Annotated in this window: 13 protein-coding genes; 10 read left to right on the plus strand and 3 right to left on the minus strand. The window is 67.8% G+C overall.

Going from position 1 to position 13,727, the window contains the following annotated elements; all coding sequences use genetic code 11:
* Positions 1 to 181: 181 nt before the first annotated feature.
* Positions 182 to 391 carry a cold-shock protein gene (locus HY703_06085; GenBank protein ID MBI4544741.1) on the minus strand — a complete coding sequence of 70 codons (210 nt, stop codon included), beginning with the start codon at positions 389 to 391 and terminating at the stop codon, positions 182 to 184.
* A 669-nt stretch (positions 392 to 1,060) separates the two neighbouring features.
* On the opposite strand from HY703_06085, the gene HY703_06090 reads away from it, so the two are divergent.
* The 10 genes from HY703_06090 (at position 1,061) to HY703_06135 (ending at position 8,272) form a co-directional block, all read left to right on the plus strand.
* On the plus strand, positions 1,061 to 1,714 hold the full coding sequence (locus tag HY703_06090) for an ester cyclase (protein ID MBI4544742.1): 654 nt from the start codon (positions 1,061 to 1,063) through the stop codon (positions 1,712 to 1,714).
* Complete coding sequence (locus HY703_06095; GenBank protein MBI4544743.1) at positions 1,636 to 2,151, plus strand: DinB family protein; 516 nt, start codon at positions 1,636 to 1,638, stop codon at positions 2,149 to 2,151. The genes HY703_06090 and HY703_06095 overlap by 79 nt, the downstream gene beginning before the upstream one ends.
* A 248-nt stretch (positions 2,152 to 2,399) precedes the next feature.
* Positions 2,400 to 3,101, plus strand: coding sequence for a CDP-alcohol phosphatidyltransferase family protein (locus HY703_06100; GenBank protein MBI4544744.1), 702 nt, complete (start codon positions 2,400 to 2,402; stop codon positions 3,099 to 3,101).
* Positions 3,102 to 3,283: 182 nt separating this feature from the next.
* Entirely contained in the window at positions 3,284 to 4,141 is an 858-nt protein-coding gene (locus tag HY703_06105; protein ID MBI4544745.1) for an SDR family oxidoreductase, read from the plus strand.
* A 171-nt stretch (positions 4,142 to 4,312) separates the two neighbouring features.
* A complete protein-coding gene (locus HY703_06110; GenBank protein MBI4544746.1) occupies positions 4,313 to 4,489 on the plus strand; it encodes an SRPBCC family protein in 177 nt (58 codons plus the stop codon).
* Positions 4,486 to 4,758, plus strand: coding sequence for an SRPBCC domain-containing protein (locus tag HY703_06115; protein MBI4544747.1), 273 nt, complete (start codon positions 4,486 to 4,488; stop codon positions 4,756 to 4,758). Before HY703_06110 ends, HY703_06115 begins: the two co-directional genes overlap by 4 nt.
* A gap of 157 nt (positions 4,759 to 4,915) precedes the next feature.
* Complete coding sequence (locus HY703_06120) at positions 4,916 to 6,760, plus strand: DUF885 domain-containing protein (GenBank protein ID MBI4544748.1); 1,845 nt, start codon at positions 4,916 to 4,918, stop codon at positions 6,758 to 6,760.
* An 88-nt stretch (positions 6,761 to 6,848) separates the two neighbouring features.
* Positions 6,849 to 7,391, plus strand: coding sequence for a peptide-methionine (S)-S-oxide reductase MsrA (gene msrA, locus HY703_06125; GenBank protein MBI4544749.1), 543 nt, complete (start codon positions 6,849 to 6,851; stop codon positions 7,389 to 7,391).
* A 14-nt stretch (positions 7,392 to 7,405) separates the two neighbouring features.
* Entirely contained in the window at positions 7,406 to 7,741 is a 336-nt protein-coding gene (locus HY703_06130; GenBank protein ID MBI4544750.1) for a hypothetical protein, read from the plus strand.
* 3 nt (positions 7,742 to 7,744) lie between these two features.
* The gene (locus HY703_06135) at positions 7,745 to 8,272 is read left to right on the plus strand and encodes a hypothetical protein (GenBank protein MBI4544751.1); all 528 of its coding nucleotides are present in this window, start codon (positions 7,745 to 7,747) and stop codon (positions 8,270 to 8,272) included.
* Positions 8,273 to 8,356: 84 nt separating this feature from the next.
* Here the strand turns inward: HY703_06135 and HY703_06140 are convergent, their stop codons facing one another.
* Both HY703_06140 and HY703_06145 read right to left on the minus strand, forming a co-directional pair.
* Positions 8,357 to 10,492 (minus strand): serine hydrolase, encoded by a 2,136-nt coding sequence (locus HY703_06140; protein ID MBI4544752.1) that lies wholly within the window; start codon positions 10,490 to 10,492, stop codon positions 8,357 to 8,359.
* A gap of 215 nt (positions 10,493 to 10,707) precedes the next feature.
* A complete protein-coding gene (locus HY703_06145) occupies positions 10,708 to 13,554 on the minus strand; it encodes an insulinase family protein (protein MBI4544753.1) in 2,847 nt (948 codons plus the stop codon).
* Positions 13,555 to 13,727: the final 173 nt, after the last annotated feature.

Genomic DNA, 13,727 nt, shown 5'->3' on the forward strand with positions numbered 1-13,727 from the left:
CGTATCGAGGGTGCGATCCCTAGAAATTCATCCTGACCCTCCTGCCGGCCCACTCAATGGTCGGGCTCATACTGCGCCAGTTATCTGCGGGCTCGGGTGAGGGGCAGAGCCGAAGCCGCCCGGGCACTCAGCGATGCCGAGTTGCCCGGGCGCCTCCTCGTCCGGTTGCAGGTCCCGGGCTTCAGTCGATCCGGGTCACGTTTTCGGCCGCCGGGCCCTTCTGTCCCTGAACCACCTGGAACTCCACGCGCTCTCCCTCGCTCAGGGTCTTGAAGCCACTACCTTGAATCGCGCTGTGGTGGACGAAGCAATCCTTGCTGCCGTCCTCCGGGGTGATGAAGCCGAACCCCTTCTGATCACTGAACCACTTGACTCGACCGGTGGTACGCATACCGTACTCCCCTGGTGGTGGTGAAATCGGGCGCGGTAGGTCCGTACCACCAATCACCTCGAATGCGGGATAATGCCGCCCCGCGACACGGCTGGCGAAAGAGAAAAGGACCCGGGAGCAAAAGCACCCAGGTCCTCTCGTCTCTGGCTTCCAGTTGCGACCGGAAAGACTCTCGCCGCTGGTATAGTAACACGAAGGAGGATGCAGGTCAATGGGAGGCGCAGCGGTGGCAGCAGCGGCAGCAGCGCAGCAGCAGAGTGAGCAGAGCGAGGCGCAGACTGAGGCGGCGGCTGCGCGACCCCAGGCACTCGGCAGCCTATTGGTTGTTCTTGGACATGGCACGCGCGAGGGTAGCACGCAGGCTCGGGGCAGCGGTCACGTAATCGAGGCGGAGCATCTGGCAAGTTCTGAAAGGGGGAAAGACGGGTCGGCTGTGCGGCGAGCGGGGTTGGCGTTCAGGTTTCGATTTGCGCGTTGTTGTGGCCGCACCCATAGTTCTGGCTCGAGGGGATGAAGATGGGTGAGGAGCAGGTATTGAGGGCGGCATTTGTTGCGATCTTCGTCTCCACGTTGAGCGTATCGATCTGGCACCGGCGGAAGGCGCGTCGAGTGGCGGGCGCGATTCCGCGGCGCGCGGAACGTGGATGGTTGATTGTAGCGTGCGTAGGCATGGCTGCGCTGAGTGTGATCGCCGCGAACGGGGCCATGACCTCCCTCGTTGTCCTGGTCATCTCCTGCTTCCCTTCCTGGCGAAGCGGGAAGAGGCGGAACTACTTAAGATGGTTCGGCTCGGCGTACGCTGACTACATGGGCCCGGACTTCACCAACCATATCGAGGACGTCGTTTCGGAAGGCGACCGCTCCTTTGCTCGCCTGACGTATCGGGGGACGCACCGGGGCGAAGCCTTGCGCATTCCCGCCAGCGGCCGGCGCATCGAGTACGCGGGCGCCGCGCTGTTCCGCTTGCGCGACGGCCGTATCGCGGAGGCCTGGGTGCTGGGCGATGTGCACGGCCTGCTGCGGCAGCTAGGTGGGGAAGTGCGAGGTGGAGTAGGTTCCGCCGAAGGGCCAACGCGAGGGGTGGCAAGTGCGTATGCGGGGAGTCGCTTCTGGATCCCGAAAACCAGGGTGAGATCGTGTTGCCGGGAGACGACGTCGCCACGCGAGGGGCGTCGGCGCCCGCAACGCTTGCGCATCAGCGGCAAACCCGGTGAGGCGGAAATCACAACAGCGGAGTGCGCGGCATGGTCGAGGAGATCTGTGAGCTCTACGAGTTCAACCGCTGGGCGAACGCGCGGGTGCTGGAAGCCACGGCGGGTCTAAGCGGGGAGCAGTTCACGAAGGACCTGCGCAGCAGTTTCACCTCGGTTCGCGATACGCTGGTCCACATTCTGGGAGCGGAGTGGATCTGGCTCTCCCGCTGGAAGGGGGTCTCGCCCGGCGGGCTGCCGGCGGCGTGGGAGTTCCCGACCTGGGAGGCGGTGCGAGACCGCTGGCGGGAGGTCGAGACGGAGCAGACGGCGTTTGTCGCCGGCTTGGTTGAGGAGTCGTTGCAGCAGGTCATTGCCTATCGAAACACGAAGGGTGAGCCGTTCGCCTATCCGTTGTGGCAGATGCTGCGCCACGTGGTGAATCATTCCACGTACCACCGCGGGCAGGTCATCACCATGCTGCGGCAGCTCGGGGCGGCGGCGGTGGCGACGGATCTGCTTCGCTTCTACGACGAGAAGTCGCGCGCAGCAGCACCCGCCGGCGGGTAACCTGCTGGGGCGGAGCAGCGCCGAAGCAGTAAGCCGACTCGTGGCGCGGCCGGCGTGGCGGCGCGTGCTCATGGACGCGGAGGTTGCATGCGATGCCCGAAATTGCGGCAGGAAGGCTTTTGGCGCCCCGGAGAGTGCGGGCGATGGCGGTGATGCGGTCGCCAGCGGCGGTGCATAGCTCGCCGGGGTCGCGTAGCGGAGGCGGTTGCGGCACTGGCTGATCGTGCGGCCTGACAGGAGTGGGGGTGATGCTGGACCAGTCTGGAGCCGTGAGCGCGGGCGCGGGCAGCCACGAGCGGACTTCCCGGTTCCTGCTCTCGGGATTCGAGCAGGCGGTGCTGCCGCGGCTGGCGCGGTCGCTCCCGCGGCGCGTGAAGCCGGACCACCTCACCGGGCTGGGGCTCGCGGGGTCCACGGCGGTGGCGGCGGCGTACGTGCTGAGCAACCTCGACGCGCGCTGGCTGTGGGCGGCGAGCCTGTTGATAGTGGTGCAGTGGTTCGGCGACAGCCTGGACGGCACGCTGGCGCGCGTGCGTCGGGCGGAGCGGCCGAGGTACGGCTTCTATCTTGACCACCTGACGGACGCATATTCGACGCTGGCCATCGGCCTGGGGCTGGGGCTATCGCCGTACATGCTGCTGTCGGTGGGGCTGTCTGTGGTGATCGCTTACCTGATCCTTTCCATCAATGTGTACCTGGAAACGCATGTCTTCGGCGAGTTCAGCTTCAGCTACGGCAGGCTCGGGCCGACAGAGGTTCGAGTGCTGCTGATACTGCTCAATGCTGCAGCGGTGCTGGGTGCGGCGGTGCCATTCACGGTGCTGGGAGTGGGCGCGACGTTGTTCGACGTCGCCGGAGTGCTGGCGGCGCTGGGGATGCTGGGACTCTTGCTGGGGCGGGCGACGCGGAACCTGCGGCGGCTGGCGCGACTGGAGCCGCCGGCGGCGTAAGCGCCCTGGCCAGGGAGCCGGGCGCATGCGGCTGCTGGCAGGGGCCGGGCGTCTGGCGGCCGGTGCTGCCTCGTGCAGCGTCTGCCAGAGCCTCGCGCCGCATGCGCGTGCTGCCAGGGGCCGGGTGTCTGGCGGCCGGTGCTGCGGCAACTGGAGTATTGGCATGTAACCTGGCAGGCCGGATGTACTCCACCGTCGCGCTGGTCACGGGTGCGAGCTCCGGGCTGGGCCGGGCGACGGCGCTGGGCCTTGCCCGGCGGGGCGCGGCGGTGGTCATGGTCTCGCAGGATCCTGTGCGGGGCGCGGCGGCGCGCGAGGCGATCCAACGAGAGACCGGGAACGCAAATGTGGTCCTGCTGCCCACCGACCTGGCGTCACTGGGCGCGGTGCGGGGTCTGGCGGCCGAATTCCGGCGGCGGCACGAGCGGCTGGATGTGCTGGTGAACAACGCGGGCGTTTACCTGAGCCGCTGTCACATCACAGCCGATGGCTTCGAGAAGACGTTGGCCGTGAACCACCTGAGTCACTTCCTGCTAACGAATCTGCTGCTCGGCGAGCTGGCGGTTGCCGGCGGGCGGGTCATCACGGTGAGCTCGGACACCCACCGCGTGGCGCGCCTGAGCCGGTCACCGCTGGAGTCCATCCTGCGGGGTGAGGGGTGGTACAACGGGCTGCAGGCGTATGCCGACTCGAAGCTGGCCAATATTCTATTCACATTCGTGCTGGCGCGCCGGCTGGAAGGGAAGGGGGTCACAGCGAACGCCATGCACCCCGGCATCATTGCCACGCGGATCTGGGACCGGAATCGGGACCCGCTCAGCCTTATCATGCGGCTCATGAAGCCGTTCCGCCCATCGGCGCGGCGTGGCGCGAAGGCGGTAGTGCACCTGGCTCTGGATCCGGGGGTGAGGGGCGTGACGGGCCGCTACTTTCACCGCGGAAGGGAGCGGCGGGCCGCGCGGGCCGCGTATGACCAAGATTTGGCAGAGCAGCTCTGGCAGGTGAGCGCACGGCTCACGGGGCTCACGGCCCCGGCGTAGCAGGCTTCTTCGCGACCGGCTCGCTAACCGAGTCTGGTGCGCCGGACTCACCCTGGCGCGAGGGGAGGATCCGCGGCATCCTTTCCGCGGGCGCGTCCGTGACGTCCGGCTGGCCAGGCGCCCTGCCGGGGAGCGGCGCGAGGCCAATCTCTTCCTGGAAAAGGCGAGGCCATGAAGGAGCTGTATGCGGAGATCGACATCGAGGCCTCTGCCGAGCGAGTCTGGCAGGTGCTGACGGACTTCGCGGCCTACCCGGAATGGAACCCCTTCATGCGCTCGATTTCCGGGACTCTCGAGCAAGGGGGAGGTTCAGGGTGCGGATGCAGCCGGCGGACCGCCGACCCATGACGTTTGGGCCGCGGCTGCTGGAAGTGAGGCCGCCCACGCGGCTGGGCTGGCTGGGGCACTTCCTGGTGCCCGGGGTGTTCGACGGCCGGCACAGCTTCGAGATCATACCCGGCCCGCACCACCACCTGACGTTCGTGCAGCGCGAGCGGTTCACGGGGGTGCTGGTGTCGCTCCTGGCCAATGTCGTCGAGCATAACACGCTGCGGTCGTTCCACGAGATGAACGCGGCGCTCAAGGTGCGAGCGGAGGGTGGAGCGCAGGCTCCATGATGGATTTCAGGCGGGGAGAGGATCCGGCATTGGCGGCGCGGTGCACCTTTCCCAGATCCTGGCTATACGGGAACGAATCCAGGTTGGGAAGTAGCTTCCATCACTCGATGACGATGGGTAAGGGGATCCCTTTCGCTCTCCACTGGAACTGTGGAGAATGTCCGTGAATCGGGCGTTGGCCTGGCTGCCTGCCGTGCTCGCCGCGGCTGTGGTGGCGGCGGCGCCCGCTGAGGGGCAGCAGCCGCCCGGTGCGCGCGACTTCCACACGCGCTACCTCGAGCTGGTCAGTGCCGCGGGGCCAACGGACAGCGCGCGGCTGGATCGGCTGTTCTCGCTGCACTGGGAGTACACGAACACCGAATTTCCGGAGCATGCGACGTACGTAGGCTACCCGGGGCAGAACGGCCGCTGGACCGATCTGTCGCTGGCGGCCATCGAGCGGCGCAAACGGGAGCTGCGGGACCCGCTGCTGGTGCTGGAATCGATTGAGCGGTCGCGGCTGAGCGAGCGGGACCGCCTGAATTACGACCTGTTCCGGCGCAACCTCGAGGAGGCGCTCGAGGGCGCGCGCTTTCCGTCCGAGTACCTGGCCCTGACCCAGCTTGGCGGGCCGCAATACCTGGCGGACGTTATCCAGGCCATGCCCGCGGCGTCGGTGCGCGATTACGAGGACATGGTGGCGCGGCTCGAGCGGCTGCCTGCGGTGGTGGACCAAACCATTGTGCTGGTAGGGAAGGGGGTAGCCGCGGGCGTCACGCCGCCGCGCATCACGCTGCGGGACGTGCCCTCGCAAGTGCGCGGGCTGATCGGCGAGGATCCGATGGCGACGCCGCTCCTGGCGCCGTTCGCCCGTTTCCCGCCAGGGATTCCGGCGCGGGAGCAGGCAAGGCTGCGCGCCGCGGCGGCGCGGGCGTACACCGAGCGGGTGCGGCCAGCGTATCAGCGGCTGCTGGAGTATCTGACGACGAGCTACCTGCCGCGCACGCGCGAGTCGATTGCGGCGACGTCGCTTCCGGAGGGCGTGGCCTGGTACGCCTACAACGTGCGGGTACAGACCACCACGAACCGGACGCCCGCCGAGATCCACGCGCTGGGGCTGGCGGAGGTGAAGCGGATCCGTGCGGAGATGGACAGCCTGATCCGCGCGACGGGGTTCCAGGGCGGCTTTGTGGAGTTCACCCAGTTCCTGCGCACGGACCCGCAGTTCTTCTACGCGGATTCGGCCAGCCTGGTTCGGGGGTACCGGGACATTGCCAAGCGGATCGACCCCGAGCTGGTGAAGCTCTTCGGGCGGCTGCCGCGCCTGCCCTACGGCGTGACGACCATCCCCTCGTACGCGGCGAAGTCCCAGACCACGGCGTACTACCAGCCCGGTTCGCTGGAGGCGGGACGTGCGGGGAAGTTCTTCGTGAACACGTACGCGCTGGACACGCGCCCCAAGTGGGAGATGGAGGCGCTCAGTGCGCACGAGGCGGTGCCGGGGCATCACCTGCAGATCGCGCTTGCGCAGGAGCTCGAGAATCTGCCCGAGTTCCGGCGCTTCGGCAGCACCACGGCGTTCGTGGAGGGGTGGGCGCTGTACTCGGAGAGCCTGGGCCCGGGGCTGGGGCTGTATCAGGATGCCTACTCGAAGTTCGGGCAGCTCACCTACGAGATGTGGCGAGCGATCCGGCTGGTGCTGGACCCAGGCATCCACGCCTTCGGCTGGACCCGCCAGCAGGCGATCGACTACTTCAAGGCGAACAGCGCCAAGACCGAGCACGACATTACGGTGGAGGTTGACCGGTACATCGTGTGGCCCGGGCAAGCGCTGGCGTACAAGAGTGGCGAGCTGAAGATCAAGGAGCTGCGAGCGTACGCGGAGCTGGAGCTGGGTGCGGCGTTCGACGTCCGCAGGTTCCATGACCAGGTGCTGGGCGAGGGGGCGCTGCCGCTGGACGTGCTGGAGGGACGGATCCGGGAGTGGGTCGCGGCCCAGAAGGGAGCGCAGAGGCCGAAATAGAAGCTGCGGAAGGCGGCGGGGCAGCCGTTGTGCCCGGGGGTAGTGGGGCCCTTGATTGGAATGACAGGACGCGATGGCTGAGGAGGCAATGGGAAAGGAAGTTGCGACGCTGGCGGGCGGCTGCTTCTGGTGCCTGGAGGCCGTGTTCCAGGAGCTGCGCGGCGTGGAGCGGGTCGAGTCCGGGTACACGGGCGGCCAGGTCGTCAACCCGAGCTACCGTCAGGTATGCACGGGGACGACGGGGCATGCGGAGGCCGTGCAGATCACGTTCGACCCGGTGGTGATCTCGTTTCGTGAGCTGCTCGAGGTCTTCTTCACGATCCACGACCCGACGACACCGAACCGGCAGGGTGCGGATGTGGGCCCGCAGTACCGTTCAGCGATCTTCTATGACTCGCCGGAGCAGAAGGGGGCGGTGGGGGCGGTGATGGCCGAGCTGGCCGCGGCGCGGGCGTGGGACGCGCCCATCGTGACGGAGCTGGCGCCGCTGGGCGTGTTCTATGCGGCGGAGGAGTACCATCGAGACTACTACCGCCGGAATCCGGATCAGCCATATTGCCGTATTGCCATAGAGCCCAAGGTGGCGAAGCTGCGGGCCAGGTTCCTGGAGAAGCTGAGGGCCGCGCGCTGACAGGGTGGATCTTTATGGACTGGAGCAACGTAGCCCCGATGATCGTGTCCGTGACGCTCATTGTCACGATCGGCGCGGTCATCCTGCTCAGGCCGCTATCGAAGAAGCTGGGGGATTTTCTCGAGGCGGTGACGCTGGAAAAGCAGAAGGCTGGCGGGTCGCGTGACGAGGGATTGCTGCGGCAGGAGATGGCGCGACTCGAGACGCGGCTGAGCGTGGTCGAGGAGCGGCTCAATTTTGCCGAGTCGCTGCTGACGGGCAGGGGACCCGCAGATGCGGGGGAACTCCCGGCCGGGGGGAGCCCGGAGTCAGTGGCACCAGCGGCCGTGGGCCGCGCCACGGAGGGTTGAGCGATGCCTCGGGTCAGTGACCGTGTTGCGGGGGCGGCGCCGGAGGCTTCGGGGACCGGCGTGGAGATGGGCATTCTAGCGAAGGGGTTGCTCTCGCCGCGCTTCGGTGTCACGGAGCACGGCCGCGAGGTGGCGGTGATCGAGTGTGCCTCCTTGCGCGAGCGAGCGAAGCTGCAGGTGGGTGGCGCGCGCTATACGATGTGTGGGAAGGGTTTCTTCCAGGGCGACTTCGTCCTCGAGGGGGACGGGCGGACGCTGGCCGCAGCGGCGCGAACGGGTGTGTTTCGCTGCAGCTACCGGGTGCGGGCGGGCGACCGGCAACTGACGTTGCGCCCGGGCTCCTTCTTCGGCCGGGTCTACCGGCTGTGGCACGGGGATCGGCCGGTGGGCTCGATCCGGCGCACGGGGCTCTTCAGGCTGGATGCCGCCGCAGAATTCCCTTCAGACCTGCCGCTCGAGATCCGAGTCTTCCTCGCGTTCCTGGTGCTCATGGCGTGGCGGCGTCAGGCTCGATCGGGGGGTGGCGGCTGAGCCCTGGGCTGAGGCACTCCCCGACGGTTGGCGCTGGCGCGGCTCCGGGCGGGCCCGACCGGCCGCGCCGCGGTCAGCCCCCGATCATTTCGGCTCCACGCGCCTGGCGGGAAAGATGCCGTTCGGCTGCTTGAAGACTGCTTCCACGACCTGCCCCTTCGCGTCCAGCGTGAACCTCACGCTGTAGCCCGTAACCCCCTTCAGCCGGAACGTGTTGTTGCGCGCGGGCAGGAGCTCGTAGGTGGGCTGGCCCGGAACGGTCACCGTGAGCACACTGCCCTTGACTGTGAAGGTGGCCTGGGCGCTGCCTAGCGAATAGGTCCCGACCAGGCGCTGCAGGTAAGCGGGGTCGGAGAGCTGGGCGTCCGGCCTGCGCTTGAACATGACGGACTCGACCAGCGGCTCGAAGGGCGCGGATACGCCGTCTACCTCGCCCTCGAGGTTGGTCAGGAACATGATCTTGAAGTTGCGGAACGTGCGGTCGGCCGGGTTCTCGAGGCCGTTGAACACCTCGTAATGCCAGTGTTCGAGCGGCGTCTCGATGCGGTTGTAGCTCATGACCAGGCGGTTGGCGGAGTGCTCAATCGTGAGGGTGCCGTATCCCGGGTGCGCGTACTCGCCGGCGTATTCGGCCAGCGGGTGTGCGGGCCTGGTGCCGGCGCGCCGCTCGGCGGGCGCCCGCTTCTCGCCCTCCTTCTGGACGGCACGGCCGGCCTTGCGCTTGGCCAGCAGCTCGGCGTTCCAGTCCTTAACGGGCATGGCGAAGAGGCGGTCGGCGAGGTTGCGGACGACGATCTCGGGGAGCGGCGTCGCGCTCTTGTTGCTCAGGACGACGACGCCCGTGGCAGCACGCGGGAACAGCGCGACAAGGGCGCTGAAGCCGTCAATGTTGCCGCCATGCGCGACGCGCAGATGGCCGCGGTAGCCATCGACGAACCAGCCCATGGCGTAGCTGGGCGGTGACAGTTCCGGCTCGGCCGGCACGGCTCGCAGCGCGATCTGCGGCGTGTGCAGCTCGTCCAGGGTCGACTTGCCCAGCAACTGCGTGCCCCCCGCCTTGCCGCTGTTCAGGTGCAGCAGCAGCCACCGGATCATGTCCTCGATGTTGGAGTTGATGGAGCCGGCGGGGCCAATGCCGGTGTCGATGGGGCGGAACGGCAGCCTGAGCAGTGAGTCGTTCTTCTCGCCGTACGGCTCGGCGAAGTCCGCCGCCTTCTGCGACGCGAAGACCGAGAAGTTGCTGGAGTTCATGCCCAGGGGTTGGAAGATGAGGTCGCGCACGGCATCTTCCCAGCTCTTCCCCGTCAACCGGCTCACCAGGTGGCCCGCCAGTGCATACATCATGTTGTTGTACTGGAACTCCTCGCGCAGCCCTTTGCTGGAGCCGAACGCGGGCATGCGGCTGACCAGTGCTGCGGGGTCCAGTTCGGCGTTGTTGTACCACGCCAGGTCGTGGCGCGGCAGGCCGGAGCGGTGCGTCACCATGTCCCGCGGCGTGAGGTGCGCAGTAGCGTACTCGTCCTGCAGGCGCAGCTCGGGGATGTAACGGGTGACGGGCGCGTCCCACTCGAGCTTGCCCTGGTCCACCAGCCGGCCGAGCGCGAAGGTGGTGAAGGCCTTGGTGGACGAGCCGATGGCGAAAAGTGTGCGCGTGGTGACGGGGAGCTTCTGTTCGACGTCGCGCTGGCCGAAGCCGCGGGCGAGAATGACCTGGCCGTCGCGGACGACGCCGAGGGCCAGGCCGGGGACGAGCCAATCCTTCATGGCCTCGGCCACCCACTCGTCGAAGCCTGCCAGCGCGTCCGCGGCGGCGGCGGCGGGGTCGGCGGCACGTTCCAGAGCGAAGGTGAAGCTCTGGCCGCCCTGGGTGAACGCGCCGGCAATGCCGCCGCCATTCGGGGCGAGCACGCCGCGGAAGGAGGGGTTGCCGGGGACGCCGGCTATCTCGAAGGCGACGCTGTCGCTGGCGACGCGCACATTGGCGAGGGGCAAGTCGCGCGCGCCCTGCTGCGGGATCGAGATGTCGCCGGACCAGTTCTCGCCGGAGCGGGCCAGGTCAATATCAATGGCGAGCTCAGTGCCGGGCAGCTTGATGGCTCCCTTCCAGTGGCCGGCAGCGCGGTGCGCCTCCTGCGCGTGCAGTGCGGGTGCCGCCAGGAGCAGGGCCAGCACGATCAGGACGTGGGGGCGTGGTGTGCTTCGGAAGACGGACGGGCTCATGTGAGAATCTCCGGGTTTCGTAAGCTGGTGCCGCCAAGGGCGCTCCGGCACGGGGGTCTGCCCTTCGGGGGAGCTGCGCGATGGCGCGCCCACCGGCCCCCTCCGTTCCCCGCCCACCGCCTCCACCCCTGGCGCTCCGCTCCCCTCAGGGCAGACCCCCGCGCCGTCGCTTGTGGTCGCGGTAGGCGTGGGGGATGTGCCCTCTAGGGAAGCTCCTACTCCTTCGGACTGGCCGCTTTCCTGGCCTGCGCCGCGAAGTCGCCGGCCTTGATAACCGAGATCTTCCTGGGGTCGATGTGCCGGCGCATGGTATCGAGCACCTGCTGGGGCGTCAGGGCGGCGATCTTCTTCTCGAGGTCCGCATCGAAGGCAAGCGTCCGGTCCAGGTAGAGGGCGTTCGAGAGCATGGAGGCCAGGCTGCGGTCCTGGGCGCGGGTGACCTGCCGCGACTGGAGGTAGCCCTCCTTGGCCTTCTGCACTTCGTCGGGGTTGAACCCGTCCCGGAGCGCGCGCTCGAGTTCCTCGCGGACCCCGGTCTCGACGCGGCCTGCGTTCTCCGGCGCGTAGATGGCGTAGGTGCCGAAGGTGCCGCTCCGATCAATGGCGTGCGCCGAGAGGAAGGAGCCGACGCCGTAGCTCAGGCCGTCCTTCTGCCGCAGGCGGGTGGCGAGTCGCGAGTTGAGAAAACCGCCGCCCATCATGTAGTTGCCCAGCACCAGCGCGGCGTAGTCCGGGTCGTCGTCGCGCAGGTTCAGGTTGAGCCCGGCCAGGAGCCAGGCGTTGGGCTTGTCGGGCGTCTCGATGCTGATGTTGGCGGCCTCGACATCGCGGTACGGCCCGGCGATCCGGACGAAGGGCGCAGTGCTCTTCCAACTGCCGAACAGTTCGCCGGCGATGTTCGCGACCGCGCCGGCGTCGAAGTCACCAACCACGGCCATTTCGCCGGCATTGGCGCCATAGAAGTCCAGGTAGAAGTGCCTGGCCTGTTCGAGCGTCACGGCCGTGGTGGCCGCGATCTCCTCCTCGACGGTGGGCGTATAGCGGGCGTGGCCCTTGGGCCAGGGGCCGAGGTGGCGGCTGAACGCGTTGAAGGCGTGGACCTGCGGATCGGACTTCTGCTCTTCGAGGTTGGCCAGCCGCTCCTGCTTCAGCTCGCCGAACTCCTTGGCATCGAACGCGGGCTCGCGCAACACCTCGCCCATGAGGCGCAGCACGGCCGGCAGGTTGGGGCCGACGGTCTCGATGGAGACCGTGGCCTGGGTCACGCCACCGCTCACGAAGACGCGGGCCTTGAGCCGGTCGAATTCGTCCTCGAGCTGCTGGCGCGTCCTGCTCCGGGTGCCGCGCATGAGCATACGGCCGGCCAGGCTGGCGGCGGGCCAGCGGTCCTGCAGCGCCTGATCGCTGCCGTAGCGCAAGTTGATCTGGGCGATGACCGCCTCGCCGCGCGTCTTCTTGGGCAGGAGCGCGAGCTTGAAGCCGTTGGGCAGCGCGGAACGCGTGGTGCGGGCATCGATGTTGGCGGGCGACGGGTCGAACGCCTCGCCCGCGACCAGCGTGGTATCGCCACGGTAGTCTTTGACCAGCGCAGCAACATCCGGCGCGGCCGGGATCTCTGCGCGCTCGGGCTGCTGCTCCGGGTAGAAGAGCCCGAGCGTGCGGTTCGATGGCTTGAGGTAGGCGGCGGCAACACGCTGGACGTCCGCGGGCGAGACCTTCTTAAGCCGGTCGCGGTGGAGGAAGAGCAGGCGCCAGTCGCCGATGGAAGCCCACTCGCTGAGCTGCAGCCCCACGCGGTCGGACTGCGTTAGCGTGAGCTCGATCTCCTTGAGCAGCTTGGTGCGGGCGCGGTCGACTTCCTCGGCCGTGGGCGGGTTCTTGACCACGTCGTCGATGGTGCGGGTGAGGGCGACGCGCGCGCTGTCCAGCGGGTCTTCCGTGCGCACTTCCGCGTAGACAATGAGGGCGCCGGGCTCGTGCAACTGGAAGTTGAAGCCGCCAATGGTGGCGGCCTTCCTGGTCTCGACCAGCGCCTTGTAGAGGCGGCCGGAAGGCGAGTCGCCCAGCACCTCGGTGAGGATATCGATGGCGGCGTAGTCCTCGTGGGAGCCGGGCGGGACGTGGTAGACGGCGTTCACGACCTGGAGGTCGCCGACGCGGCGGAGCGTGACCAGGCGCTCGCCATCCTGCGTGGGCTCCGCGGTGTAGGTGGGCCAGAGGATGTTATCGCCCGTTCGCTTGGGTCGGGGGATGCGGCCGAACTTCTGCTCGATCAGTTCGAGCGCCTTCTTCTCGTCGAACTTGCCGGCCACCACCAGCATGGCGTTGTCCGGCTGGTAATACTTGCGGTAAAAGGCCTGCAGCCGGTCGATGGGCACGTTCTCGATGTCCGAGCGCGCGCCGATGGTGGACTTGCCGTAGTTGTGCCAGAGGAAAGCCGTGGACATGGCGCGCTCGAGCAGCACGACGAAGGGGTAGTTCTCGCCGGCCTCGAACTCGTTGCGGACCACGGTCATCTCCGAGTCCAGGTCCTTCTTGGCGACGAAGCTGTTGACCATGCGGCTGGCCTCGAGATCGAGCGCCCAGGCCAGGTTCTCGTCGGTGGCGGGGAAGGTCTCGAAATAGTTGGTGCGGTCGTACCAGGTAGTGCCGTTGGGGCGGGCACCGCGCTCGGTCAGCTCCTGCGGGATGTTGGGGTGCTCGGGCGTGCCCTTGAACAACAGGTGCTCGAGCAGGTGCGCCATGCCGGTCTCGCCATAAGCCTCGTGGCGCGAGCCGACGAAGTACGTGGCATTGACCGTGGCGGTGGGCTTGGTCGCGTCCGGAAAGAGCAGGACAATGAGCCCGTTGGGCAGCCGGTACTCGGTGATCCCCTCGACAGTTGCGCCCTTGAGCGCCTTGACGGCCGGCGCCTTCGCGGCCGCGGCCTTCGGTCTGGCCTTGACGGCGGCGGACGGCTTGTCCTGGGCGAAGACAGGCGACGACGGCGCTGCGACGAGCAGCGCGCCGAGGAGCAACGCGCGCGAGACGCGGCTCAGGGCAGCAAAATGCGCGATCAGCATGGGGGCCTCTACGGGAAGAGTGGTAGACGGTTGCCTGCGTTCGACACCGCTGCGGTGCAGGATGGTTGGTGCCGGGCGCAAAATAGTGGGAGCGCCGCCCGGTCCGCCACTCCGGGGTGTTTACTTCGGGTGGGCACGGGCGCGCCGTCGCTTACGGGTGGGCACGGGCGCGC

The organism is Gemmatimonadota bacterium (assembly GCA_016209965.1).
Lineage (GTDB): Bacteria > Gemmatimonadota > Gemmatimonadetes > Longimicrobiales > RSA9 > JACQVE01.